This is a genomic window from Streptomyces sp. NBC_00234 (genome assembly GCF_036195325.1).
Classification (GTDB): Bacteria; Actinomycetota; Actinomycetes; order Streptomycetales; family Streptomycetaceae; genus Streptomyces.
The window spans coordinates 8,194,992-8,219,722 of record NZ_CP108101.1; the positions used below are offsets into that span (position 1 = coordinate 8,194,992).

Genomic DNA, 24,731 nt, shown 5'->3' on the forward strand with positions numbered 1-24,731 from the left:
GCCTCTGCGTGTGCCCGGAGTTTGCACCGGGCCCCCCTGCCAGTCGATGCTGTCGTCATCCGACAGGCTTGCCGCATACGAGAGCGCATGCTGGACCAGCAGCGCCAGCAGGCGCTTGGACTCCGCGGAAGGAAGCTCGCCCTGCCAGGGGCAGACCGAGTGCCAAGCCTGGCTCGGGTCAGTCAGGGGTGGGCAGGGCTCTGCGTACTCCAAAGGCTCGGTTGGCGCTCCTGGAAGGCGCACTAGCAGTGTGCTCGTGCCCCGTGCGACGACCGCGGCGATGCCCTTGGCTGCGAGAACCGGCACCCCGAATGTCGCCAGGACGGGCCATCGAGGAGCAAGGTCCTCAAGTCTCGCGACCAAATCGGGGTGGGTGTGTAACTCCCACCCCTCGTAGGCGTAAGTACCGCGCTCCTGCGGAACGCCCTGCTTCCGCAGCAGGTCGAGCAGCGCCGTGTTCTGAGGCAGTCTTGGCAGCAGAGTCATGCCCCGACACGCTACGCGCCGCTCAGCGAAGGTTCTCTATGCCCGGCAGAGCCCGGGCCACATCGTGTGCGGTCACGCGACCGTTCCACTGCACCCCCTGACAGCCGACAGCAGGCAGCCGCCCCGGTCCGGGATGCGTCCGCGCTTGCCGAGCGTGCCTGCCGCAGCGCTGCTGCGCCGAAGCTCGCTAGCTGTCACCAGGATTGATGGTGGTCTGCGGGATCTGCGGGATCTGCGTATGTGGGAGTGCAGGAGTGGTCATCGGATCGGCACGGTACGCGGTACGGATGGTCGGGTCGGGGCCGTTGTGGTCACTGATCACGACGGCATTTCAGCCGGTCAGGTGAGTGCCCGTGAGGTTCTGGCAGAACCGGCGGTCTCGCTCCGGTATCTGTGTCCGCGGACCAGCTGAGCGCAGGACGACGTCCAGGACCCGGTCAGGATCTGCGGCGTAGCAATTGCTGAACCACGGCATGTTCGCCTCGACCACCGCCCACTGGCCGGCGGTAGCGTGTTCAGGTGTGGCCAGGAGCCCGACGTCCACCACCACCGCGCTGGGCAGGCTACCGGCGCACGTGGCCAGGAGATCGTTCGCGAATTCCAGGACAGCGGCTTCATAGCGGTGCCCGTCCAGCCGCTCGGCGTCGAGACGGCCGTAGGTGGCGTACTGCGAGCCCGTGCGGACCTCGCCGTCCAGGAGGTACAGGCGAAACTCCGCTGCCCAGGTCACCACGTCGCTGATTTGTACCGGCACGTTCAGCGACAGTTCCGGCGCTGTCGGGAGGCAACTACCGCTGGCGTAGACGGCGGCCGGGAAGCTTTTGTCACTCGGCGGCTTGACGAAAGCCGGCCGGAACAGACGGCGCGCCTCGCCCAGGGTCGCCATGGTGATGCGCCGTCCGGTGTACTCGTAGGGCAGTGTGGCCAGCCAGTCGTCAGATGGCTCCAGGAGCGCGATCTCAAGGGCGTCCACGACGCGTGCCGCGAAAACGGGGCCGCCGTAGTAGTGGCCACCAGGCATCCATATGGCAGTGCCCGCACCGCCATGGGCGGGAAGCACTTGTACATCCATGCCCCGCCGATGCGCCGACCTCGAGAGCAGCTCGGATGTCGTGGTGTATTGCGGCGCCAACGCCAGGAAATCATGCCCCGTCACGATCGCTGACGATGCCACCGATTGGTCCGCACAGTCCACTGCATTCGGTCAGGCCAGAGGACTTACTGGCGCTCGGTCCTACCGACGCCACCCCAACATCGCCCGGCCATGGTCCGTACCGTCGCCAAGCGCGAATGGATCATGAAGAGTCTGCCGTTCTGCCTTATCTGGGACTCCGGCGCCGGCAAGTCTCACCAGGCCGGCTGTCCCGTCGGCCCGCGCCCGGCCCTGTGTGTGACCGGAGTGGGGTCGGTCCGGACACTGTGAGATCACTGGAGGGGGGTCGGTCCGGGCCCTGTGAGATCACCGGAGTGGATTCGGTTCGCTTTGTGCGTCACGGGAGTGGAAGCGGTTCCGCAGTCGGGGCGGTCAGAGCTCTGCCTCTCGCGCAGGGAGGTGTCATGTCTATGATGCTGGTCCTCTTGTGAAGGGACTGACCTTGCGTCACCAGCCATACGTAAACCGGCGAACCGTCCTCCAGGCGGCGGGAGTCGCTGCTGCGGCGGGCCTCGCCACAACTGCCCCCGCCTCGGCCGCCTCGGCCGCGCCGGCCTCTCCGGCGGCCCGGGTGCCCCGGACCCTCGCCAGCCCTGTCAGCAGCGCGGCCGGACGGACGGTCCGAGCGGACTTCCCCATCGAGTACGTCGGAGTTTCCTGGAACGGGCCCCGGCGCGGGGCGGGAATCCGGCTGCTCGGGCAGGACGGCAGCCGCGGCGAGTGGACCACGCTGCAGCCCATGTGCGCGGGCGGTGCCGATGGGGACCCCGCCACGCGCGTCGGCGTGCTGGTGCCGGCCGGCGGTGCCGCCGGGTACGAGATCCGCCTGCCGGACGGAGCCGACGACCTGCGAGCGACCGCCGTCGACACGGTCAACGGCCCTACCGCTGCGGCTTCCAGCGACCCCGCGACCCGCAGCATCGAGGGGGTCGAGTACATCACGCGCGCCGGCTGGGGAGCCGACGAGTCGCTGCGCTTCAAGGCGGACGGCAGCGAGAACTCGCCGCCGACCTACTACCCGGCGCAAACCCTGACCGTCCATCACACGGCCGGCGTCAACGGCGACCCGGACCCGGCGGCCACGATCCGTGCGTACTACTACCAGCACGCGATCACGAACGACTGGGGCGACATCGGCTACCACTTCCTCATCGACGAGGCCGGGCGGATCTACGAGGGCCGGTACTCGGGCGATGACGGTCTCCCGGCCCACGACACCACCGGGAAGATGGTGACCGCCTTCCACGCGGCCGGGTACAACTCGGGCAACCTCGGGATCGCTCTGCTCGGCACCTTCAGTGACCAGTCCACCGCCACGGCGGCTCGTGACTCGCTCACCCTGCTCCTGGCGACGCTGTCCGCGGTGCATGGCTTCGACCCGCAGGCCGACGTCACCTTCGTCAACCCGGTCAACGGGGTCACGAGGAACGTTCCCATGATCAGCGGCCACCGCGACTGGCTCGCCACGGAATGCCCCGGCACCACGCTGTACGGCGAGTTGCCGGCGCTGCGGGCGGACGTCGCCGCGGTCTTCTCCGGCTGACGGGACGGCCGCACGCCCGGCGGCGTCGGCAGTACGCTCGCCGACGCCCGGGCGTGCGGCCGTCATTGGAGGCGGCCGCTCAGCGCGGTCGCCTCACTGCTGTCTTGTTGCCGCGCCTTCGGGTCGAGTTTCGATCCGTCCAGCTTGTGCGGCTTTCCCTCGACGAGGATCTCAACGGCGTCGAACTTGCCGTATGTGGGGCGGAGTATCCGCAGCGGCTCGGGCACCTGGTCGCCTTGGGCGTCCAGAGATTCCGGAGCAGGAAGAGACCGTTCGCAGTGAGCGCGGCATGGCCCCACCCGCCACGGTAGAAGGCCCGGACGACTTCGCCGGGCTCCAGCTCTAGCCAGCGGACGCACACCGGCGGCCGGCGTAGAGGGGGAGGACCGCCTACGTGGAACCGTTCGTGCCGAAGGTTCAAGGTCGCCCGTGGGTGAGCTGTATGCGAGCTCTGCCCGTGTACGTGCTGCCTCGGCCCGGAGTAGATGACGATCTGCTCAGCGTCGCCCAGTTGTAGGCCCGCATTTCCGATGTCATTTTCTCTCTGACAGTGGTCCTTTTCTGGCCCAAGGGACAGGGTAGTGAGAAGAACTCCTGTCTGACCGTTCGCCCGTAGTACTGCTGATGAACACCCTTTGTTTCAGCCTCATCAGGGAGAAGCCATGAGACGAACCATCGTTGCCCTGTTGTCCCTTGCCACCGTTCTCCTCGGCGCGGTGCCTGCCTCGGCCGTGCCCGCCGGCACCAACAACGGCTGGGAACCGGCGCCCTCCGCGCCATGGGACGTCTCTGCAGGCGTTCGGTGTGACTTTCCCGTCCATGGCGAGCCCGTCGTCGATGAAGTGGTGCAGCGCGTGCTGGACACCCATCCCGACGGCTCCGCGAAGCGGGTCGCGTACAAAGGTGACTTGGTCGTGCGGGTCACCAACACCGGGACCGGCGCCTTCTACGATGCGGACGCGAGCGGCACAGCCGTCGTCGACTACCGCACAGACGGCTCCCAGTTCTGGTCCGTACTCGGTCCCGTGCTGGTTGGTGTGGGGGAGGACAGGGGCAACCTGCCGCGCGGCCTGTACATCATCGACGGGATGTACACCTTGGACATCAACTCCACGGGATACAAGACCGTGAACATGGCGTACGGGACGCAGGACGACATCTGCGCGCGCATCGACTGAACACGCAGCCTTGTAGGACCACGCGGCTGCGTGACGGGGTGGCGAAGCGTCCGGTGGGCTTGATCCGCTTTGACGGACATTCGAGATCGGGGGTTCAGCCCGGGGAGGATGTCCAACGTGGAGAGCATGGGGAAGAAGAAGCCTCGCCGCCCGCGCCGCTCGTTCACGCCCGAGTTCAAGGCCGAGATCGTCGGGCTGTGCCGACGGGGTGACCGCTCGGTCGGTCAGTCGCCAAGGACTTCGATCTGACCCAGACCGCGGTGCGGGACTGGGCGAAGCAGACCGTGGTCGACGCGGGCGAGCTAATGGGCTGAAGGACGACGTCGTCTACGAGGTGCATATTTTGCGGGTCTGACGAAGAGCGACCGTACTGCAGTGAACAGGTAGTCGGAATCTCCAACGTCTCCGCGCTGGACGGCGGTCCTGACGCGGCCTGGCCGGTCGTACTGAACACCGTGAACAGGCTGTTCCCCACCCAGCCGGTAGTCGGCTAAGAGCCGGGCGAGGACCTGGCGGACGCTGTCCACCATGGCTTCGAGACGGTGGGTCCCCTGAGGATCTGGCTGCACGGCCAGTAGCCAGACCGGCTCCAGGGCCCGCCGGAAGCGGAATAGGTCCTGCCGGTGCCGGACGTGAGTGAGGGAGACATTCGGCCGGCACGGAGTGACCCACGGTGTGAACGGTCCCGTTCCCGCCGGCGAGAACTACGCCCCCACGACGGAGGACCTCGCTCGCCGAACTCCGGGCTGGCGACGCCTTGGACCTGTCCCGCGCCGCCGTCGACGGCTCGCATCTGCGGGCCCTGAAGGGCGGAGACGCCACGGAGCCCTCGCCAGTGGACCGGGGCAAGACGGGCAGCAAGCACCACGTCATTGTCGACGCCCACGGCATACTCCTGGCCGCCACCGTGACCGCTGGGAAATCCGCGCCGACATCCACCAGTTTCGTCACCCTCGGCTGCGCAATCATCTGCCGGCGGCGCCTCAAAGAACAGTGCTGATCTGAGCCCTCAGCCCGAACCGCCGACCAGTGCCTCGCCGAGCGGGGTGCGCCGGTAGAGCACCGACCGTCCGGACCGGGCGCGGACGAGCAGCCCCGCGCCTCGCAGGATGGCGAGGTGGTCTCCTACCGCGCCGGGTGCCATGGCGAGGCTTCGGGCGAGGTGGCTGGTACTGGCCGGGGCGTCCAGCGCCAACAGCAGCCGGGCTCGGGACCGGCCGACCAGAGCGGTCAGGGCGTCCGGTCGGGGGACGGTCTCCTGTTCGTCCCACAGGGCGGCGGTGCCGCGGGCACGATAGATCAAGGTCCTGGGCCAGGGGTCTTCCAGGTGGGCGGCGATATTCGCGACGAAGACCGAAGGGATCAGCAGGAGCCCGTCGCCGGCGAGGCGGACTGTTCCGACTTGGGGGAAGTGGCCGATCTCGATACCGCCGGCTTGCCAGGCGATGCTCGGGTGCAGGCTCTCGATGGTCGTGACCCATCCGTGTTCGCCGATCACACCCACCCGGTGCACGACGTCGCGCTCACAGATCGCGCGCAGTTGCGGCCAGTCCGTGGCGAGCAGCTCGTGCCACGCCTGGTCCATCGCCTCGGCGATCCTGGAGACGGCGTCCGTCGAGTCCAGCACTGCGCGTACGCGGGGATCACGGGCGGACGGGCCGGTCGCGTTGGTGGCGATTTCGTGGCGGGCCGCTTCCAGCGGTGTGGCCCGGATCATGGCTAGGTCGTCTGCCCAGGTCTGGTTGAGGCCGCGCGGGGGCGGGGCGACGAAGTTCGGTCCGGATTGCGGGGTGTGCAGGGCGAGGGCGGCGTTCAGTTCGCTCTCGCGGCGAAGCCGTTCAAAGGCCGGCAGGAGCCGGGTGGCCCAGGCTCGCGGCAGCGGCCTGTCTCGGCCGGCGAGCGAGCGCAGCAGGAAGCACAGGTCCATCGCGGGCGACAGTGCGAAGCGGCTGCGCAGCAGGTCCTCGACGGAGACTTCGAAGCGGAGCACCGCGCCATGCTACCGAAGGACGTCTGTTCCGATTCGTCCAGCGACGAATCATTGGTGAGTGGCGTGGGCGCACGGCGAGGCTGGGCGTCATGACCCCAACCGCCGAACCCGCGCTGGGCAACCACCGTGCCACCTACCGGGAGGTGCTGGCCGAGCCACGATTCCGGCTGCTCTTCTCAACCCGCACCGTCGCGATCACTGCGGACGCGCTGCGGATCACCACGTTCTCGGTGCTGGTCTTCTCGGCCACCGGCTCCGCGCTGCTGAGCGCACTGGCCTTCGGCATCGGCTTCATCCCGCAGCTGTTCGGCTCGCTGCTGTTGGGCTCACTGGCCGACCGACTGCCGCCCCGCGCGCTCATCACCGGCGGCTACGCCTTGACGTGCGCCGCCGCCCTGCTGCTCGCCCTGGTGCGGATGCCGATCGCGGCAAGCCTCGGTGTCGTGGCGCTGGTCGCCCTTGCCACACCGGTGTTTCACGGCGCGTCGAGTCGGCTGGTCGCGCAGTCGCTGGAGGGCGACGCCTACGTACTGGGCCGTTCACTGAACAACATCGCCTCTTCCGGCGCGCAATTGTTCGGTCTGGCGCTGGGAGGTGCTGCCGTCGCGGTACTCGGCCCACACCGGGCACTCGCGGTAAGCGCCGCCCTCTACCTCGGCTGCGCGCTCGCTATCCGCATCCGGCTACCCCGGCTGCAGCCGGGAGAGTTCGGCGGCACACCCGGCAGCGCTCGGGGCGATGGCGGGGCCGTCCGGGCAAGCCTGCACGGTGCCGGCCTGCTGCTGCGCGGACGCACGGTGCGACGACTGATGCTGGCCCAGTGGCTACCGCCCGCGTTCGTAGCGGGCGCGGAAGGCATGCTCGTCGCCTATGCGGGAGGACGCCACTTCGCGCCCGGCTGGTACGCGGTGCTGATGGGCTGTCTGCCGGTCGGCATGCTTGTCGGCGACCTGCTGGTGGGCCGACTGCTACGGCCACCCACCCGGGAGCGACTGGTGGTCCCGCTGATTGCGCTGATGGGACTGCCGCTGGTCGGCTTCGCTGCCGAGCCCGGAGTGGGCGTCTCGTCCTGTCTGCTGCTGCTCTGCGGCTTCGGATTCGCTTACGGTCTCGGCCTGCAACGGCCGTTCCTGGACGCCCTGCCGCAGGATGGACAGGGCCATGCCTTCGGTCTGCTCGGCTCCGGCAACATGACGCTGCAGGGCGTCGGGCCGGCCTGCTTCGGCTCGGTGGCCGCAGGCATCGGAACAGGCGGCGCCATAGCCCTGGCAGGCGGCGCGGCGGCGCTTACCGCCGGCTGGATTCTCACCTGGCACCCGCCCACCTCCGCGGTCCCCGTCCCGAACTACTCAACGGGCTCAGAGAACGGCACCGAACGGCATGCGTGTAGTTCTCCTGCGCAGTAACCGTCGCAGGACGGGGCGGCCGCGAGCCGTCACGCACCCACCGCTTCCCCCCCCCAACACTTCGTCCACCCCGCAACCCCGTCGCCGCTACCCGCGCGAACACGGCGAACAGCACGTCGAGATCCGCTTGGCAGGGGAACGGTTCGACACCGACGGCACCGAGCCCGTCATCATCCACTACGCCACCGAGGCTGACTCCGGGCGCTTCACTAAGGGCGGTCCCGGAGTCCAGTGCTGGGCTGGGGCGCCACTGTCCCAGGGCGGGAAGTGGCGGCTACTGGCCTGGCCCGGGACTTGCGTTCGGCGCCCGCCCCGGGAAGAGTTTCGCGGACGCCGTTCGGGGCGAAGTCGTGGGGGCAGGGGCCGAGAGATGTGTGTGATAGATGCGGCGGTCAAAGAGGCTGCCGTTGCCCGGTTCGTCCGCGAATATCCGCAGATGGAGAGAGCTGTATGCGACCACCCCGCGCTGCTGGGCTGTGCTGATGTCGACTGGTCGCGGATTTCCGGGTGCCCTGCCGGGATCCCGGTCCTGCTCCGCGGTCTCCTGGATGAGGTAGCCGGCCCCGCGGCTCTGCCCGTGCTGGAGAACGTCCTTATGAACAGCGTCTTCCACGTGAGCGCCGTGATGCCGGCCGTCCTGCCCTTCCTGATCCGCCTGGCAGCTGTCCCTGACATCGCGGTGCGGTCCGACCTGGTAGAACTCTTGGTCGTCGCCGCGGAGCTGTCTCTACCCGTCGACGCCGACGATGAACGCCAGGTGCTGCTGTTCGGGAAGGACTCCGATCACCCGGAACGCGAGTGGTGCAGGGCCGCCTTCGCCGCACACGCTTCCGACCTGCGCGCGTTGCTGGAGGAGGGGACCCTTCCGGACGGACTGATCAGCGTGGACGACCGCGAGTGCCTGCTCAGGGCTGTGGAACCGCAGCGATGTCCATCCTGACTGCCCGCAGGCCGGCACTGCGGCCCGTGAAAAGATCTTGCGGTGTCTGGTGTGATTACGGCATCGGAGCCTTCCTGGGTAGCCCCGTTCACTGGGCTGAGCCCCCGCTGTTTCGGCACGTTGGTAACACAGCTGCGGCGTGAAGGAGCTGACGCGGTCCGCAGGGGCCAGCCGTGGAGCCTGCCGCTGGAGGAGTGAGTGCTGCTGGTCACGGCGTACTGGCGCACCAACTTGACGCTACGGCAGCTCGCACCACTGTTCGGCGTCTCGAAGTCCGCGGCCGACCGCATCATCAGCCACCTCGGCCCCTCTGCTCGCGCTCAAGCCCCGCAGACGGTTCCGCAAGGACTCCGTGCTCATCGTGGACGGCACGCTGGTCCCCACCCGCGACCACACGGTCGCCGAGCAGACGAAGAACTACCGGTACTCCACCAACCACCAGGTCGTCATCGACGCCGACACCCGACGCGTCGTCGTGGTCTGGCGACCGTTGCCCGGCTACCGCAACGACCGCAAGGCGTGGGCACTGTCCGGAGCCAAGGGTGCCGTCGGCCGGACCACCGTGATCGCCGACGGCGGCTACCGGGGCACCGGCCTGATCATCCCGGACCGCTGCGAGTTCGGGCAGAGTGAACTGCTTGCCTGGAAGGAAGAGCACAACACCTCCCACCGCCAGGTTCGCGCCCGTATCGAGCACGCCTTCGCCCGTATGGGATACCTGGAAGAGGAATTGTCAAGACTTGTGGGTGCGGAGTGGTTTGGTGCTGGCAGACGGATGGGCTTGAGTCTCCCGTAGGGGGAGGCGCGAGAGTGAGGGCATGGAAGGCGACACGCTCTACTCGATCGGTGATCTGGCCCGGCGGACCGGTCTGACGGTCAAGGCCATTCGGTTCTACTCCGACTGCGGGATCGTGCCGCCGACCGACCGTAGCCCGACCGGCTACCGCCTCTACGGCATCAACGCCGTCGCACGCCTGGACCTCGTGCGGACGCTGCGCGACCTGGGACTGGACCTGCCCACGATCCGAAAGGTCGTGGACCGGGAAATCTCGCTTGCCGAGGTCGCCGCGGCGCACGCCGAAGCACTGGCGGTGCAGATCCGAACGCTGCGTCTGCGGCGCGCGGTGCTGACGGCGGTGGCCAAGCGCGGGTCCACCCCTGAGGAGATGGATCTCATGCACAAGCTGGCCAAGCTCTCCGAAGACGAACGTCGACGTCTGATCGGCGAATTCCTCGACACCGCCTTTGGCGGCCTGAACGCCGATCCCGAATTCGGGGGGATCATGCGGTCGATGACTCCCGAGCTGCCCGACAACCCCGAGGCCGAGCAGGTCGAGGCGTGGGTGGAGTTGGCCGAGCTGTCCCAGAATCCGGATTTTCGCGCCGACATGCGGCGCATGGCTGGGCACTATGTGGCCGATCGCGCCCAGGGCGGCCCCACGGGCCTGCGCCGCGACCCTGCCGCATCGGTCCGCGACGAGGTCGGCCCGGCCCTGGTAACCGGCATCGACCCGGGCTCACCTCAGGCCGATCCAGTCGTCGCGGCGGTCATGGCTCAGTATGGGCGTGTCTTGGGCCGCCCCGATGACGTCGACCTTCGGCGCCGGTTGTTGACCCGGCTGGAGACCGCGAACGACCCTCGCCGGGAGCGGTACCTTCAGCTGCTCGCAGTGATCAACGGTTGGTCGGCCCCTGAAAACCTGGCACCGGTGTTCGTCTGGTTCATCCGGGCATTGCATGCCCGGATGCCGGGGTAGCGCTCCGGTCGCGACGCGGCGTGACCGGACCGGTTCACGTCACGCTGCCTTCGCCTGGTCGCGTTCGACCAGCAGGCCGTGCTGGAAGCGGGCTCCGGCGCGGACGAGCGCGACCAGGTGGGCGCCGTTGACCGCTCGCCAGCGAGCCTGGGCGGACTCGACAAGCTTGAACACCATCGCCAGCCCAGCGGCGCGGGATCCGGCGCCCTTGGTGACCTTGGTCCTCAGGCGCACGGTGGCGAAGGTCGACTCGATGCGGTTCGTCGTGCGCAGGTGGATCCAGTGCTCGGCGGGGTAGTCGTAGAAGGCCAGTAGCTCGTCCTGGTCGTCGGTGACCTTCGCGACGGCCTTGGGGAACTTCGCCTGCACCGAGCGCGAGGGCGAGCGATTACCGGAGTGGCTCGACGCCGTCCGGCAAGACGACCTGCCCACCCTCCATACCCTCGTCGCAGGCATCGACCGCGACCGGGACGCCGTCATCGTCGGCCTCACCCCGCCCTGGAGTTCCGGCGTGGTCGAAGGACACGTCAACCGGCCACTCCTGCCCGGAACTTCCACATGATTCCGTTGAGTATCGTCCGGTCATCGAGTCGAGGCCGACCCATCAAACGTCCTGGATAGCAACGGCCGTAGTGCTTTGCTCGGGCCGCCCAGACACCGGTGGAACGGGGATGGCCAGACCTGCAAAACAGTTCGGTCTATCCGGCTGAGAGAGACCAGTCCTCGGGGGAGCCACTCCCGCGATCGCACGTATGGGTTTCTTCGTATGATCCTTCCGCATGGCGTGGCCGGGGAAGGGCGGATGGAGTGGCGCGAAATGCTGATCGCGGACGGAGGAACGGGGCCGGTGAGGAGCGCGAGGGCTGCTGCGCGACCACGCTCGACGCTCTCACGCACCCGTGCTGCTGCGGGGGTGTGTGGACGCAGACGGCCTTGGTGCTCGCCGTTCTGCGCGCCTCGCCTACGGCCATCAATCACGGCGCTGATCCTGCCGCGCCTATTCCGGGTGAGAGGGTGGCCGCCGCGTTGTACCGGTCCGTACGCCACTATCGCGTCGCCGTCAGCCCGGCCAGGCCGGCGTGCTGCCCGTACACCCCGAGCTGCTCGACCTACGCGGTCCAGGCGCTCCACCGCCACGGGACCCTTCGCGGCGGCTGGCTGATCCTGGTGCGCCTGCTGCGCTGCCGCCCGGAGGTGGCCCGCCGCCGGGGCTTCCGGGACCCGGTGCCGCCTGGCCGCGGCTGACTCCGAGCCCTCGAACGCTCGTCCGGCCCGGTCCTGGCTCCTCGCGCTCTTCGGCAGTTTTGCCGCGTGTCTCCGGCCCGACTCCGTTGCATTGCCCAGCCGTTCACCGGACCGTCCGTCAAGTCCGCTCTGGTGGGCCCCTACTCGCCTTCCGCCAGGCGCGGCGGGGCCTGGCGCCATGTCTGGTCGTGCGCCCGCTGGGCTGTTCCTGCCGCGGCTGTAGTTCATTGCGTAACCGCCGCGTCCCGTGCCCCTACTTCTGCCGATCGTCCCGCGGTCGTCCGCTCGTGCACCGGTGCCGTCGCGGCTGCCTGCCCCGCCACCGCCTGGTCGTCGCCGATGTGGTGTTCGTCGGGCGGTCACCGTATGTCCCCGGGAGGTGGTCGCTGTGTGCCGGGTGAGGCGTTCGCCGTCGCTTTGCCGCCCGGCCGTTTCGGCCCGGACCTCGCCGCACGCGCGCTGGGCTGCCTGCTGGACTACGCCGCCCACCACGCCCGCACCACTGGCCAGATGCCCCCGACAATCTCGAACTCACCGCCGGAGCCATGAGCACCCGCGGAAAACACAAGGCCGTCGCCCTTACCATCGGCGTCCGCCAACCCGACCTGTACCGCCATGCCCCCGACTTCACAGTCGCCCGCTGCGCCGGACTGCTCGTCCTGTCCAGGGACGGACGGCCGTCACCGGCTGAAGCATGGCTGGGGTGGGGCCGAGCCGCCCCGGCTTCTCGCCGCCTTCGATCGCACCGAACTCCTGGCCGCCCTGCCCACGTGCCTGGCGCAAGCGAGCACCTGGTGCACACGCTCGTTGGAGACGGGACTTCCTCGGCGATACGGCCACCGCCTGGGCGATGGTCAGCGACGTTCCCGTCGGCGCGGCGGCCTCCCGCCTTCTGGAGGACCTGGCTCTGCTCCCCGCGTGCCGCCCGTGCCCAGTCTCCGACGCCGAAGCCGCTCTGTGGCGCACCGCGCTCGCCGCGGACCTCCCGGCGCCGGCCCGCCCATGACCCCGCACACGCTCGAACTCAGGCTTCGCCACATGGGCTTCCCCCCAGCGAGGACGCACGGCCGCCATCCGCCACCTCGTCCTTCAGGCCCCCGCACCCGTGATCGCCTGCACGCTTGGCTACCACGACGACACCACCGCCCAGCTCGCCGCCGAGGCAGGAGAAACCTGGCGGCACTATGCCCCCGGCGACCACTCACGGTGAACACGAGCCCGGGAGCGATCACCCTCCGGTTGCACGGATCTCGGCGCGCGTACGGGCTGCACGTGCGGCCTCGACGGCCACCCAATCCAGAAGCACATCTGCCAGATCAGAAAGGGATCGTCCTTCGCCGAGAAGGACGAAGCGGCAGTCGAGACGGTCTCCCGGATTGTGGGGGTTCAGGATGCCGCAGCGAAGACCCGTACGGTCGATCTGGCCGCCCAAGCAGGTGCTGATCATATTGCGCACGGGGTCTACCAGGCTCGTCCACACCAGCAGGCCGTCTGTCCATAGAACGTCGACGGGGAAGTCCACGCAAAAGTCTTCAGGTTCCGGCGCCCCCCTGGGCCAGCTCGTGACGCGGGCCGCCAGGTGCTCGACCACTGGCCGCCAGTCTTCGCCGAACTCCCAGTCCGTGAGGTACTCGTCGAACGTGCTCATCGGGCCAGTGAATCACCGTTGCGTCTGGACTCGCCTGCGCATGTCGACTCCACGCCGCCTATCTCGTTGAGGAGCGCGGACAGGTGAGTCGGGGCGGAACGGCCGACCTGCCCGACGGCAGGGGAAAGGGGTGCTCCAGGTGGGTGGGGTGCGAGGCGGCCGGATCGGTTCAGCTCTGCGACGACGTCACTTCAGTGGTCGTGCGCGCTGGCGGGACAGGCGTGTCGCGAACGCTGTGGGCGACGGTGCGCGTCGTCCCGTGCTTGCTGGTGACGGCCAGGGCGATCAGCGGCAGCAGGGTCAGGCATGCGAAGACGGCACCGATCAGGGCGGGTCCGGTCACACCGAGAGGGGAGGCGAGGGCCTGCCCGGCGAGCGCGGAACCGACGGCGATGCCGGTGTTGTACGCGGACGTGGTCAGCGCCGAGGCCAAGGTGGGGGCGTCGCCGGCCAAGCGGACGGCGAGGGCGGTGACGACCGGGTTGATCGTGAACCCGGCCAGGGCCATGAGGAAGATCAGGGCGATGGCGGCGGCCGGGGCGGTGGACAGCGGGATCAGCGCGAGCAGGATCAGCGCGGTCGCTGCGGCAGCCGGGATCGTGGTGGCCATCGGACGGCGGTCGCCGAACCGGCCGCCGATCGCGGTGCCGCCCAGCGCGCCGGCGCCGAACGCGATCAGCACCAGCGGCACGACACCGGCCGGGATGCCCGCACGGTCGGTCAGCAGGGGTGTGATGTAGGTGTAGACGGCCAGCACACCGCCCATGATCAGCACGGCCGAGGCCAGTGCCAGCCACAGGCGGCCCTGCCGCAGCGCCCGAATTTCGTCGCGTACGGAGACCTGGGCGCGTTGCTCCGTTCGGGGGATGAAGCGCCCGATCACGGCGGCGGCGAGGGCGGCGAGCGCGGCCAGGGACCAGAACAGTCCGCGCCAGCCGGTGACGTGACCGATGAGGGACCCAGCGGGGACGCCGACGACGTTGGCCAGGGTCAGGCCGCCCATCATCACGCTGACGGCCCGGGTGGCATTCGCGGGTCCGGCGGCGGTGGTGGCGATGACGAAGCCGACGGCCCAGAACGCGCCGGTGGCCAGCGCGGTGACGAAACGGGCGGCCAGGACGACGGTGAAGGAACTGGTGAGGGCTGCCACGACGTGCCCGGCAGCGAACACCGCCAGGGCGAGGACGAGGGTGAGGCGTTGGGGCAGGCGCAGGGTGGCCAGGGCCATGGTCGGACCGCCGACGATCATGCCGACGGCGAAGGCCGTGATCAGCAGTCCGGCGTGGGAGACGCTGGCGCCGAGGTCGGGGGCGATTTCCGGGAGGATCCCGGCGATGACGAACTCGGTGGTGCCCATCAGGAAGGTGCCAGCGGCAAGCACCCACACGACGAAGGGCAGCTTGCCCGGCGCGTGAGCGGCGGGAGCGGACATAGGGGGAATTACTCCTTGGGAAGGGGGACGGGGTCAGGAGGCGGGCTGGATGCGGACGCGGTCGGCGTCGGCCAGGCGCGCGATGTCGTCCCGTTCGGTGAGGCGGCCGAGGATGACCAGGCCCGGTGAGCGGTGGCCGTCGCGGTAGAAGAGGGCCAGGTTGCCCCACGGCGCGTAGAAGGCCAGGTCACCCGCCTTGGGGTCGGACGACGCCGGGGCGCCGTCGGTGCTCAGCTTGCGCGGCAGGTCGGTGACGCGCTCGGTTTCCTGGAAGTCGTCGAGATCGAGGGTGAGCGGCAGCAGCGCGGCGAAGTCCCGCGCGGTGGAGCTGTCGTTCAAGGCGGCGTCCACGCTGTGGCCGTCGATCATGAGGCGGATGCGCATGGCGCTGTTCTCCTCTGAGGGTTCGGTCGTCGGCCGATCCGTCGCGGACTGCTGCGGTGAACCCTGGGGCGGCGAGGCCGCAGGTGTGGTGTCCGGCGTAGCGCTGCACGCCGTCACAGTGAGCAGCAGCGCCGCGGCCGGGACCGCGTGAGCGATGGTGCGCAGGGCGGTGTGGGGCATGGCAGTCGGGCTCCGGCTCAGTCGGGCATCGGTTCGGCGTAGTGCCGAAAGCCGTCCCGGTCGGTGTGCAGGCTGTACAGCCGCTCGGCCAGCGCGCTCGGGCTGGAGTGCTCGGCGTCCGGGCTGATGGCTCCGGGCACGATGAGCTGGGCGGCGTGGATGTTCTCGTCGGCGAGCGCCTGGTGCAGCATCGCCGCGTACGCGCTCTCGCCGGCGAACGCGATCGAGGTGCCCGCACGGTCGGGGTGCGGGCGGACCGCGCTGCCGCCGTTGACGAACAGCAGCGTGCCGCGCCCCAGCGCCCGCATCCCGGGCAGGACCGTGTTCACGCAGTTCAGCGGGCCCTTGATGGAGAAGGCGAGCGGATCGTTCAGGTCGGCCGGGCTGGTTTCGAGGACCGGCTTCATGAAGTCGGCGCGGGGCACTGGGCTGAACTGCAGGACCTCCACCGGCCCCAGCTCCTCACCGGCCCGTCGCAGGGCGGTGCTGAGGGAGTCGGGGGCCAGGACGTCGGCGGTGTAGCCGCGGGCCTGGATGCTGTCTCGGTTCAGCTCGGCCACGAGAGGGTCGAGGTGTTCGGCGTTGCGCGACAGGAGAGCGACGGTGTGGCCGGCGGCGCCGAAGCGGCGGGCGCAGGCCAGGCCGAGGCCGGGACCGGCGCCGACGAGGGCGAAGGTCGTCATGAAGGTGCCTCCGGATGATCAGAACAGAGTGAGGGAGTGAGCGCGCGTCTGGGACGGTCGAGCTGTCCTGGTCAGGGCTTCAGGAGTGCCTTGATGGCGCGGCGCTCGTCCATCGCCCGGTAGCCCTCGGCGACCTCGTTGAGCGGCAGGGTGAGGTCGAAGACTTTGCCCGGGTCGATCCGGCCCGACTGGACGCGGTCGATGAGGTCGGGCAGGTAGCGGCGTACGGGAGCGGGACCGCCGCGCAGGCCGACGTGGGAGAAGAACAGCTCCTGGCCGTCGACCGCGACGTCGTGGGGGACGCCGACGAAGCCGACGTTCCCGCCGGGCCGGGCGGAGTGCAGAGCCTGGCGCATGGCCTGGGAGGTGCCGACGCACTCCAGCACACTGTCGGCGCCGATCCCGCCGGTCAGCTCCTTGATCCGCTCGACGCCCTCCTCGCCGCGCTCGGCGACGATGTCGGTGGCGCCGAACTCGCGGGCCAGCTGCTGCCGGGAGGCGTGGCGGGACATGGCGATGATGCGCTCGGCGCCCATCTCCTTGGCGGCGATCACCGCGCACAGGCCGACCGCGCCGTCACCGACCACCACGGCGGTCGAGCCGGGCTTCACCTCGGCCGCGTCCGCGGCCCACCAGCCGGTCCCCATGACGTCGGAGACCGCCAGCAGGCCCGGCCACAGCTCCTCGCCCGGCACGCCGTCGGTGGCGACCAGAGTGCCCTGGGCGTTGGGGATGCGGACGTAGTCGGCCTGGCAGGTTGACATGAATTCGCGGTGCAGGCAGTTGGACTGGAAGCCGTTCTTGCAGTGCGCGCAGGTGTTGTCCGAGGTGGCGAACGAACCGATCACGAACTGGCCCGGCCTGACCGCCGTGACCTCGGAGCCGACCTCCTCGACGAAGCCGACGTACTCATGGCCCATCGGATGCGGCTCGTCCGTCGGTTCGGCGCCGCGGTAGGGCCACAGATCCGAGCCGCACACACACGTCACGGCGGTGCGGATGATCGCGTCGGTCGGATTGAGGATCTTCGGGTCGTCCAGGGTCTCGAAGCGGATGTCGCCGGGGGCGTAGATCATTGCGCCGCGCATGAGAGGGGTTCCTTTGCAAGCCGAGGCGCCGTACCGAGTGAAAGCGGCCGTCGCCGAGTGCAGATCCGGTGGCTTTTCACCCTGCCGACCCACGGCTGGGCGAGAAGCACCACGTCATCCAGGTAACCCGCTCTCGGCGCGCGTAGCGAGGCACGGTCGAAGGGTGTACTGCCAGTACATCCCCTCCGCCGCGGGCGGGACGTACCGTCGAAGGCGTGGACAACCAAGCAGAGGTCCGCGAGTTCCTGACCTCGCGGCGCGCCAAGATCACTCCCGAGCAGGCGGGCCTGCCCTCCGGCAGTCGGCGACGGGTGCCAGGTCTGCGCAGGAGCGAAGTCGCCGCCCTGGCCGACATGAGCGTGGAGTACTACTCCAAACTCGAGCGCGGCAACCTCGCCGGCGCCTCCCCGGCCGTCCTGGAAGCCCTCGCCCGCGCCCTCCGGCTGGATGACGCCGAACGTGCTCACCTACTGAACCTCGCCCACGCGGCGGACGGCTCCGACGCCCTCACGCGCCCCCGGCGGCGTACCCCGCAGTGGAAGGCGCACCGCAGCCTGCAATGGGTCCTGGACGCCGTCACCGCTGGCCCGGCCTTCGTCCGCAACGGCCGCATGGACATCCTCGCCACGAACCACCTCGCCCGCGCCTTCTACGACGACGTCTACGCCACGCCCCACAACCAGGCCAACCTGGCACTCTTCAACTTCCTCGACTCCGCCTCCCGGCGCTTCTACCCCGACTGGGACCAGGCCGCCGACGTCGCCGTGTCGATCCTGCGCACCGAAGCCGGCCGCAACCCCCACGACAAGGGCCTGCACGACCTCGTCGGCGAGCTCTCCACCCGAAGCGACGACTTCCGCACCCGCTGGGGCGCCCACAACGTCCGCCACCACGGCACCGGAACCAAACGCTTCCACCACCAGGCCGTCGGCGAGCTGACCCTCGCCTACGAAGGACTGGAGATGGCCGCCGAACCCGGCCTGACCCTCACGATCTACACCGCCGAACCCGGCTCACCCTCCGAAGAGGGGTTGCGCCTCCTCGCGTCCTGGGCCGCCACCCGAGATGCCGACGCCACGGAGCCCTCCGCGTCGAGCTGAGCCTGACCCTCGACGAGCGCGTGCAGGCAGTTCGTCCTTCGTCAGCGAGGTTGGTCGTGTGCAGCCAGCTGTCTTGGGCCGGCTGGCTGGGATATCAGTGAGTCTGCTCGTGACGATGCCCTTCGGGGTCGTGTGTATCTCATGTAGTGGCGGATGCTGTCGTAGGTGACCAAGTAGTCGTGGTGGTCGAAGAGTTCTGTCCAGATCTGCCTCCGTTGAGCCTTCTGCTGATCATGTGCTCGATCAGCTCGGCGAGTTCGCCTGTGATGGGTCGGTCAGCGGACCGGTCTCAGTGGCGGTCAGACGTGGGATCTCCAGGGCCAGGCGGACGCCTCGATTGGACGACGAAGGACATCACCGTCGCCCGGCACCAGCTGCCGCCCAGCACCTACTGTCGAACGGCTGAACCTGCGATGGCCAAGACGTCGAGTGGTGGGGAGACCTGCTCCTTCAAGCAGCGCGCAGCCTTCCAACCACGCTGGCGCAGCCCACTTTTAACCACGTCCACTACTGGAACGTCCCGCTTGCCAGGAGGCAAGGCTGGTCCGAGTGGCGAGGGTGTCGGGGTGTTCGTTGCCGAGCGTCCGCGCGGATTCGGTTCTCAATCGTTCCCAATACGCAACCGCGGCTGCGATCAGTCCTGCATCGATACCGGTCGCCGCGGGGGTCGCCATCCGTCCTCGTGCGTATCTGCGGTGGGTGCACGGGTGTGCGAAGAATTGTGCAGGAGGCTTGTTACGGAGCTGTGGCCCGGTTGGTGTGGTGGCGCGCTGGGTGGCGTGCGGGATGGTCCGTCGGGCGGGCAACCGCTTTCCGTTGATGGTTCAACGGGTGGGTGTAGCTGTCAGTGAATGTCAGGGTCACGCCTATATGTGTTCAATGTGTTGTACATGTGCGGGTTACGTAAATGTCCGTAATTGGTAACACGGAGTCAGGCGTTCCCACGGGCCGGCGCCGACGGGTCAGAGTTTGGGTCCTCGGCACCGACAGGGAGCCGAGACCCGCACCGCACCCTGGCCCTTTATTGGCTGGTGGTGCACATGTTCTGAGGGGACATCACCTATGTCTGCTTGTTCCGCCCGCCGTCTGGCCGCTACCGTTCTCGCGGCCGGCGCCATCGTTTCCGCCGCCGCTCTGCCGGCCATGGCTCAGGATGGCGACAGGGACCGCCACCAGCGTCGCTCCGGCGTCGAGATCAGCGCCGTACAGGCCGACAGCCCCGGCCCCGAGAGCCGCTCGAACCGGTCACTGAACCGTGAGTGGATCGAAATCACCAACACCCACCGGCGCGCGGTCAACCTGGATGGCTGGACCCTGCGCGACGAGGACGGAAACCGCTACCGCTTCGACAACATCCGCCTCGCCGGCCGCGCAACCGTCCGCATCCACACCGGTATCGGCCGCGACACCCGCACCGACCTCTACCAGGACCGCCGCCACTACATGTGGGACAACCACTCCGACACCGCGACCCTGCGCGACGACCACCGCAACGTCGTGGACACCGAGTCCTGGCGCCGCGGCGGACACCACCACCACTGACCAAACCGCCCGCACCTGACCCCGGGCACCCGGCACGACGGGGGCGGCACGCCAATGGCGCGCCGCCCCTCGCCGCTGCACTCACCAAGGTGTTTCCGTGGAGGATGAGATCGTGATGAGGTCTTCGCGCACCGTTACCCGCCGAATGCCAGGGGACGGTTACAGGTCTGGCGGCACACCCACCGCCGGCAGCTCCTTGTCCTGGGGTCTCCCCGCACGGTCGGTCGCACTGATGGGGCTCGACAAATCTGGTTCTGTCCGCACTTCCGTGAACGATCTATCTCCGATCCTCACTCAGGGACTCGATGGGATCGCGGGATGATTGAGGATCCCGTGGCCGCGCTGCCAGAGGCTGAGTACCGACGCGCCTGGGACCGCTTCTACGAGGACTTCAACGTCCGGCCGAGTATGCGTTCGTTCAAGTGGCCGGCCATCAAGGAGCCCGTTGCGTCGCTCACCTGGAGCCTTTCTGCGCTTGACGACGATTCGGGTTACGACCGCCTGGACCGCCTGGTCTAGGTGGTCGAGCAGGGGCTGGCCTCCTGCGTTGGCCCGCAGGGCACGCTGCTCGCGCTCGACTGGCAGCACACGTCGTATCGCTTCGCACCCCAGGAGGCCGGTGGTCCTGGGTAGCCGGCTTGGCTCTGAGCCCGTACCCCGACGGGGATTACTGCATCTGCCTCTCGGAAGACTTCCGCTGCGGCAGTTTTGGTCACTCCTTGGGAAGAGTCCCTCTGCCTGTTCGGTGAGGAACTCCTCGACGCCGTATCGGCGGAGGTCCTGATTCGGGGGCGGGCGCGCCCACCTTTGGTGTCGCGGGTGTTCTCGGCCCGCGTCACCAGTGTCCGGATCATCGACCTGCACCCGCGCGCGCCGACGGCCCGCCCCGGCCAACCTTGGGGGCGGGCCGTCCCGCGTCGGAACCCTCTCCGTGCGTCGTGCCCGACCGGCCCTGCAAGGCCGCGCCGGTGCCGCGTGTCTCTCCCGCCCCACGCAGCCCGAGCCCAGCCGTCTCAGCACTGGAGGTGCGCTGACGGGCCGCCTGCTGCACAAGGAACTCCTCCGCGTGGCAGCGTCCTTGATAGACCGGGCCCGGCGACGACGGCCGTTATGCCGGGACAACCGCGCCGGTGACGCGCCGGACGCCGACCGATGACCCGGCCGGTGCCGCTCGGCCGTTCGCCGAGTGCGCGCATCAAACCCCCGGCCCGGGGCACGGGGGAGGGGTGGCCGCGTATCAGGCCCACACCTTGGGGAGGACATTGTGACGCCGTCCAGCACGCGCCAGGTCGTGAAGTCCGCGGCCCGTTCCGCGCAGAACGAGACGCTGACTGCCGCGGGGCGGGCGGGCTTTGTCGCTCGGGGCGTGGTGTATGTCCTGATAGGTGCCCTTGCCCTTCGAGTTGCGCTCGGCACCGGCGGTGAGTCGGCTGATCGGCAGGGCGCGCTGGCCCAAGTCGCGGAGCAGCCGTTCGGGAGAGTGATGCTGTGGGCGCTGGTGGTCGGCTTCGCGTCTATGGCGCTGTGGCGGGGTACTCGCGCCGTGCGCACCCGGGGACCCCGACGCAAGGCGGGTTCACGAGTCCTCGATGGTGGGCGGGCGGCCTTCTACGCCTTCGTCTGCTGGACCACGGCGGTGTATGCCGCCGGTGGCGGCCAGGGCTCCAGCGGCAACGAGCAGTCGCAGGACGGGACGGCATCTGCGCTCAAACTGTCGTACGGCCAGGTACTGGTGGGGTCTGCGGGCTGCCTCCTGATCGGCATCGGCGGGGTACTCGCCGTCCGGGCGGCTCTGAGCCGCTTCATGAAGCAGTTGGACACCGCCACCATGAGCCGTCGTACGAAGCAGGTCGTCACCGCTCTGGGTGTGGCTGGAGGCGTGGCGCGTGGTGTGGTGTTCGCCGCGGCCGGGATCTTCATCCTGGTGGCAGCCGTCCGCTTCGACCCGGCCGAGGCCAAGGGCGTGGACGCGACGCTCCGGAGCTTCACACAGACACCGGCGGGACCGTGGCTCCTGATCGCCGTCGCGATCGGGCTGATCCTCTTCGGCGTCTTCTCCTTCGCCTCGGCCCGCTGGCGCCGCCTGTAAATCCGCTCTGACAACCCGCCTGACGCCCCCAACCCCGGCCCTCGAACTCCCCGCCCACACGGCAGGAGTCGGGGGCTGCGTCATGTACGGATCGCCAGGGATCTCGTGGTGGAACACCCTCAGCTGCGTGCTTGTTGCGAGAGGATGGGGTGTGATCCGCCACGACCCTGAGATACAGGCTCTGCTCCGCCGCTATTTTGCCCCGCGCGCCGCTACCTGAAGCTTGGCGGAGCGGTACTTCGTATGTCGCGCGAGGAGTACGAGCCGCTCGTTCATGCCCTGGCCGCTGATGCGAATGCTGCCCCGACGCCGAGCTCACCATCCTCTTCGAAGGCAGCTGGCGCGAGCGGCGGACCGCGGCATGGCTCGCCGCCGCCTCGCGCCGTGACCACTTTCGCAGGAGGGCGGCCTGTGGCCGCAGTGGTTCCAGGACGACCCCACCTGCACGGCGACGACGGCATCTCCACATACCTGGGCGGCATTCGCCTCGCTTGCGCCGTCATCGACGAATGCGCCGACATCTGGCCCCATTGTGTTCACTTCGAATGCTCTGGCTCAACGTCTGTGACGTGGCCACCCACCCTCACGCCAGTAGGACGCGCTTGCGGAGAAGTTGGAAGCCTGCCCGCCCGAACATCTGGCGCTTGTGTATCTAGATCCGGTTGACATGCCCTTCGACCACACCAGAGCGGTTCGGGCAGTGGGAAACGGTGTATAAACGACATCGTCGCTGGTCAGCCGATGGAGCGGGGCCCCAGACTGCTGTGGGGATCCACCCTGACGAGAGAATCAGCTTGTCCAGGTCTTGATCTGAGCGGCGACCTCACGCACCGGGAGCCCATCCCGGGCGGCGCGGGCAAGGCGGAGAACGGTGTCCAGGCCAGGGCTCACGGGCAGGCCGCACGCCGACAGGTAGGCCGCGGTCACTGTGGCCGCGAAGAGGAGGTTGCGCATCTCGAGGCTCGGGTTTCTCGCCAACTCGCACAACACGGTGGCGCGATCACCGCCAGGTGGTCAACGGCATCCTGCACCGGGTGCGGACGGGTTGCAGTGGGGTGACCTGCCTGAACGCTACGGGCGTGGAAGACCGTCCATGAGCGCCATCGGCCCTGGTCGGCCGACGGAACCTGGGAACGGTTGCTCCAGCAGGTGCAGGCCCAGGCCGATGTCGCCGGTGGGATCGACTGGGACCTCTCGCTTGACTCCACCTCGATCCGTGCCCACCAGCATGCGGCCGGAGCCCGGAAGGCCCACCACCCGCCGCGTCAAAAGGGGCGGTGGCTATGACACACCAGAGCGAAAGGCCATGGGAGAGACTGTGCGCCCGCCTGGTGGAGGTGGTGAGGAGGTGAGGCGCTCGGTTGCTCGTGCGGTTGTGGTCATTTGGCTGGTTCCCGTTTCTGGGAGGGCTTTCTGAACCGGTATGACCGATTTCCGGTGTTGGTTTGTGTCAGGCGCCGTTCTGGTGGTCAGGTGGTCCTTCGGTGGCTTCTGCAGTGTCCCGAGGTCAGAGGGGGCGGGCGGGGGCGGTGGATCAGAGGGGCTGACTCAGGAACGTGGTACGGATCGAGCGATTGACGGACCTGAAGCCCGTTCACCAGCGTCAGGCGGCCGTCCTGGCCCTGTGGCGGTGGCGGGCGCCGATGCTCGCGTTCGAATTGGATGCAGAGTGGGGCGTCGAGCAGTCCGTGCTGGAGTCGCTGTTCCGACTGGCAGCATCGCCCCCGGGCGAACAGTGGGAGCGCGCATACCGGCGAGGAATCGCCGAGCTGTGCACGGCCCCGCTCTTTGCGTCTGAAGTCGACCCGGACGCGGTCCAGCTCTTCCAGTTGGAGACCATCAGCAACCTGCTGACTTTCGGGGAACTGCTGGACAAGCCTGGCGTGGACGAAGTCGAGCGAGTGGTCGAAACCTCGGCCGGCCTGGCGTACTACCTCGACGGTCTCGTCGAGGGCTCCTTCTACTCTCATCCCGCGGAGGAAGCCCACCGTCGGTACCTCGCCGACTTGGCGGACCGGGCGAGCGAGGGCTATTTCGCGTGGCGCCACCTTGCCGTCGAGACCACCTGTCATGGTGCTCTCGGGGTTCTCCCCGATTCCGCAGGGCTGCTCGACTCGTCCATGGGTCGTGAGTTGCTCGCGCTTTGCGAGGATTTCGGCGAAGAGCTCGTCACAACGATGCAGTGGCTCCGCACGACGGGTCACTAGTGGCGTGAGCCGGATGGCGAGTGCGGCAGCCGTGACGGACGGGTGACCTGGAACGGAGGGCTGCTACGGGGGGTGCTGGAGGAACAGGCATGGTTCGGTCTCGGCGAGGACGCCCAGGCTTACCAGGGGCTTGAGCGTGTGCCGGGTACTCTCGATGTTCTTCAGGATGGTGCCGCTCTTTTTCGTTGTTGTGACGGTGCCCGGCTGAGTGTCGAGCCGACCCGCGACTGGCTCGGACTGGTAGGCCCAAGGCGCGCAGCGTCGTTCACAGCGCCGAGGCGGCATGACCGCAGCGTAGAAGCCCGATCTGGGTCTGACTGGAACGGCGTTGTCATGACCTCGTACCCGCGCAGACACCCCGTTCGGCGCAGCGAGACTCCGCGTGGCCCGGAGCACCGCGAAGGGCTACCGGGAGTCCGTGACGCCCTCTGCCGCTGCGAGACGCGCAGAGTGTGGGGTCGGACCCCCTGGCGCGCAAGGGGAGTGTGCCTGGCGAGTTGCTCGCTTTGGTGAAGCATCACTGCCGCAGCATCAACAGGTACCTCGGCAGGGCTCAGAGTGTGGGCAACCTGCCCAGGATTCAATGACTGAACGGCGGCGCCTGGTTCTGTACGCCCTCACAGATGGACGCGCTCATAACCACCTACTCGTAGGAACGATCGCCGCGCACCTGGAGCGCG

The 24,731-nt window shown here is 68.6% G+C and carries 20 protein-coding genes and 6 pseudogenes; 16 read left to right on the top strand and 10 right to left on the bottom strand.

Annotation, left to right across the window (positions count from 1 at the left end; genetic code table 11):
• Positions 1-673 precede the first annotated feature (673 nt).
• A complete protein-coding gene (locus tag OG230_RS35980; RefSeq protein WP_328907963.1) occupies positions 674-808 on the bottom strand; it encodes a hypothetical protein in 135 nt (44 codons plus the stop codon).
• A 9-nt stretch (positions 809-817) separates the two neighbouring features.
• Positions 818-1,642: an ATP-grasp domain-containing protein gene (locus OG230_RS35985; protein ID WP_328907964.1), complete on the bottom strand. Its 825-nt coding sequence runs from the start codon at positions 1,640-1,642 to the stop codon at positions 818-820.
• A gap of 439 nt (positions 1,643-2,081) precedes the next feature.
• Here OG230_RS35985 and OG230_RS35990 point away from each other — a divergent pair, with 439 nt between their 5' ends.
• Complete coding sequence (locus OG230_RS35990) at positions 2,082-3,182, top strand: N-acetylmuramoyl-L-alanine amidase (protein WP_328907965.1); 1,101 nt, start codon at positions 2,082-2,084, stop codon at positions 3,180-3,182.
• Positions 3,183-3,244: 62 nt separating this feature from the next.
• Here the strand turns inward: OG230_RS35990 and OG230_RS35995 are convergent, their stop codons facing one another.
• Positions 3,245-3,409 (bottom strand): hypothetical protein, encoded by a 165-nt coding sequence (locus tag OG230_RS35995; protein ID WP_328907966.1) that lies wholly within the window; start codon positions 3,407-3,409, stop codon positions 3,245-3,247.
• 435 nt (positions 3,410-3,844) lie between these two features.
• On the opposite strand from OG230_RS35995, the gene OG230_RS36000 reads away from it, so the two are divergent.
• From OG230_RS36000 to OG230_RS36010, 3 genes and pseudogenes are all read left to right on the top strand, one after another.
• Positions 3,845-4,360 carry a hypothetical protein gene (locus tag OG230_RS36000; protein WP_328907967.1) on the top strand — a complete coding sequence of 172 codons (516 nt, stop codon included), beginning with the start codon at positions 3,845-3,847 and terminating at the stop codon, positions 4,358-4,360.
• A 374-nt stretch (positions 4,361-4,734) separates the two neighbouring features.
• Positions 4,735-4,938: pseudogene (locus OG230_RS36005) on the top strand (hypothetical protein); the annotation flags it as partial.
• Between the two features lie 149 nt (positions 4,939-5,087).
• Positions 5,088-5,279, top strand: a pseudogene (locus OG230_RS36010) (IS5/IS1182 family transposase); the annotation flags it as partial.
• 90 nt (positions 5,280-5,369) lie between these two features.
• Here OG230_RS36010 and OG230_RS36015 read toward each other — a convergent pair.
• Entirely contained in the window at positions 5,370-6,350 is a 981-nt protein-coding gene (locus tag OG230_RS36015; RefSeq protein WP_328907968.1) for an ArsR/SmtB family transcription factor, read from the bottom strand.
• Between the two features lie 89 nt (positions 6,351-6,439).
• On the opposite strand from OG230_RS36015, the gene OG230_RS36020 reads away from it, so the two are divergent.
• The 4 genes and pseudogenes from OG230_RS36020 (at position 6,440) to OG230_RS36035 (ending at position 10,453) form a co-directional block, all read left to right on the top strand.
• Positions 6,440-7,756: an MFS transporter gene (locus OG230_RS36020; protein WP_328907969.1), complete on the top strand. Its 1,317-nt coding sequence runs from the start codon at positions 6,440-6,442 to the stop codon at positions 7,754-7,756.
• A 370-nt stretch (positions 7,757-8,126) separates the two neighbouring features.
• On the top strand, positions 8,127-8,696 hold the full coding sequence (locus OG230_RS36025) for a hypothetical protein (RefSeq protein ID WP_328907970.1): 570 nt from the start codon (positions 8,127-8,129) through the stop codon (positions 8,694-8,696).
• Positions 8,697-8,738: 42 nt separating this feature from the next.
• Positions 8,739-9,408 (top strand): annotated as a pseudogene (locus OG230_RS36030) (transposase family protein); the annotation flags it as partial.
• A gap of 106 nt (positions 9,409-9,514) precedes the next feature.
• Entirely contained in the window at positions 9,515-10,453 is a 939-nt protein-coding gene (locus tag OG230_RS36035; RefSeq protein WP_328907971.1) for a MerR family transcriptional regulator, read from the top strand.
• 39 nt (positions 10,454-10,492) lie between these two features.
• Here the strand turns inward: OG230_RS36035 and OG230_RS36040 are convergent.
• A pseudogene (locus tag OG230_RS36040) lies at positions 10,493-10,816 on the bottom strand (transposase); the annotation flags it as partial.
• Between the two features lie 651 nt (positions 10,817-11,467).
• On the opposite strand from OG230_RS36040, the gene yidD reads away from it, so the two are divergent.
• A complete protein-coding gene (yidD, locus tag OG230_RS36045; protein ID WP_328907972.1) occupies positions 11,468-11,698 on the top strand; it encodes a membrane protein insertion efficiency factor YidD in 231 nt (76 codons plus the stop codon).
• A gap of 1,228 nt (positions 11,699-12,926) precedes the next feature.
• Here the strand turns inward: yidD and OG230_RS36050 are convergent.
• The 5 genes from OG230_RS36050 to OG230_RS36070 all read right to left on the bottom strand — a co-directional run bounded on the left by OG230_RS36050 (position 12,927) and on the right by OG230_RS36070 (position 17,113).
• On the bottom strand, positions 12,927-13,346 hold the full coding sequence (locus OG230_RS36050; RefSeq protein ID WP_328907973.1) for a hypothetical protein: 420 nt from the start codon (positions 13,344-13,346) through the stop codon (positions 12,927-12,929).
• A 169-nt stretch (positions 13,347-13,515) separates the two neighbouring features.
• Complete coding sequence (locus tag OG230_RS36055) at positions 13,516-14,778, bottom strand: MFS transporter (RefSeq protein WP_328907974.1); 1,263 nt, start codon at positions 14,776-14,778, stop codon at positions 13,516-13,518.
• Between the two features lie 33 nt (positions 14,779-14,811).
• Positions 14,812-15,342: a cyclophilin-like fold protein gene (locus OG230_RS36060; RefSeq protein ID WP_328907975.1), complete on the bottom strand. Its 531-nt coding sequence runs from the start codon at positions 15,340-15,342 to the stop codon at positions 14,812-14,814.
• Positions 15,343-15,359: 17 nt separating this feature from the next.
• Positions 15,360-16,025, bottom strand: a complete 666-nt coding sequence (locus tag OG230_RS36065) for an SDR family NAD(P)-dependent oxidoreductase (protein WP_328907976.1) — start codon at positions 16,023-16,025, stop codon at positions 15,360-15,362.
• Positions 16,026-16,096: 71 nt separating this feature from the next.
• A complete protein-coding gene (locus tag OG230_RS36070) occupies positions 16,097-17,113 on the bottom strand; it encodes a zinc-dependent alcohol dehydrogenase family protein (protein WP_328907977.1) in 1,017 nt (338 codons plus the stop codon).
• Between the two features lie 215 nt (positions 17,114-17,328).
• On the opposite strand from OG230_RS36070, the gene OG230_RS36075 reads away from it, so the two are divergent.
• The 7 genes and pseudogenes from OG230_RS36075 (at position 17,329) to OG230_RS36105 (ending at position 24,051) form a co-directional block, all read left to right on the top strand.
• Positions 17,329-18,213: a helix-turn-helix transcriptional regulator gene (locus OG230_RS36075; RefSeq protein WP_328907978.1), complete on the top strand. Its 885-nt coding sequence runs from the start codon at positions 17,329-17,331 to the stop codon at positions 18,211-18,213.
• A 1,062-nt stretch (positions 18,214-19,275) separates the two neighbouring features.
• Entirely contained in the window at positions 19,276-19,755 is a 480-nt protein-coding gene (locus tag OG230_RS36080) for a lamin tail domain-containing protein (RefSeq protein ID WP_328907979.1), read from the top strand.
• A gap of 318 nt (positions 19,756-20,073) precedes the next feature.
• A pseudogene (locus tag OG230_RS36085) lies at positions 20,074-20,388 on the top strand (DUF2716 domain-containing protein).
• A 5-nt stretch (positions 20,389-20,393) separates the two neighbouring features.
• A complete protein-coding gene (locus OG230_RS36090) occupies positions 20,394-20,504 on the top strand; it encodes a DUF2716 domain-containing protein (RefSeq protein WP_328907980.1) in 111 nt (36 codons plus the stop codon).
• A gap of 512 nt (positions 20,505-21,016) precedes the next feature.
• Positions 21,017-21,844, top strand: a complete 828-nt coding sequence (locus tag OG230_RS36095) for a DUF1206 domain-containing protein (RefSeq protein ID WP_328911634.1) — start codon at positions 21,017-21,019, stop codon at positions 21,842-21,844.
• A gap of 926 nt (positions 21,845-22,770) precedes the next feature.
• Positions 22,771-23,092: pseudogene (locus OG230_RS36100) on the top strand (transposase); the annotation flags it as partial.
• A gap of 326 nt (positions 23,093-23,418) precedes the next feature.
• The gene (locus OG230_RS36105; protein WP_328907981.1) at positions 23,419-24,051 is read left to right on the top strand and encodes a hypothetical protein; all 633 of its coding nucleotides are present in this window, start codon (positions 23,419-23,421) and stop codon (positions 24,049-24,051) included.
• Positions 24,052-24,731: the final 680 nt, after the last annotated feature.

What these genes read in the sequence shown, in the direction of transcription:
- OG230_RS36080 (WP_328907979.1), top strand. Translation starts at nt 19,276, where the DNA reads ATGTCTGCTTGTTCCGCCCGCCGTCTGGCCGCTACCGTTCTCGCGGCC.
- OG230_RS36025 (WP_328907970.1), top strand. Translation starts at nt 8,127, where the DNA reads ATGTGTGTGATAGATGCGGCGGTCAAAGAGGCTGCCGTTGCCCGGTTC.
- OG230_RS36065 (WP_328907976.1), bottom strand. Translation starts at nt 16,025, where the DNA reads ATGACGACCTTCGCCCTCGTCGGCGCCGGTCCCGGCCTCGGCCTGGCC.
- OG230_RS36035 (WP_328907971.1), top strand. Translation starts at nt 9,515, where the DNA reads ATGGAAGGCGACACGCTCTACTCGATCGGTGATCTGGCCCGGCGGACC.
- OG230_RS36060 (WP_328907975.1), bottom strand. Translation starts at nt 15,342, where the DNA reads ATGCCCCACACCGCCCTGCGCACCATCGCTCACGCGGTCCCGGCCGCG.
- OG230_RS36000 (WP_328907967.1), top strand. Translation starts at nt 3,845, where the DNA reads ATGAGACGAACCATCGTTGCCCTGTTGTCCCTTGCCACCGTTCTCCTC.
- OG230_RS36050 (WP_328907973.1), bottom strand. Translation starts at nt 13,346, where the DNA reads ATGAGCACGTTCGACGAGTACCTCACGGACTGGGAGTTCGGCGAAGAC.
- OG230_RS36070 (WP_328907977.1), bottom strand. Translation starts at nt 17,113, where the DNA reads ATGCGCGGCGCAATGATCTACGCCCCCGGCGACATCCGCTTCGAGACC.
- OG230_RS36020 (WP_328907969.1), top strand. Translation starts at nt 6,440, where the DNA reads ATGACCCCAACCGCCGAACCCGCGCTGGGCAACCACCGTGCCACCTAC.
- OG230_RS36055 (WP_328907974.1), bottom strand. Translation starts at nt 14,778, where the DNA reads ATGTCCGCTCCCGCCGCTCACGCGCCGGGCAAGCTGCCCTTCGTCGTG.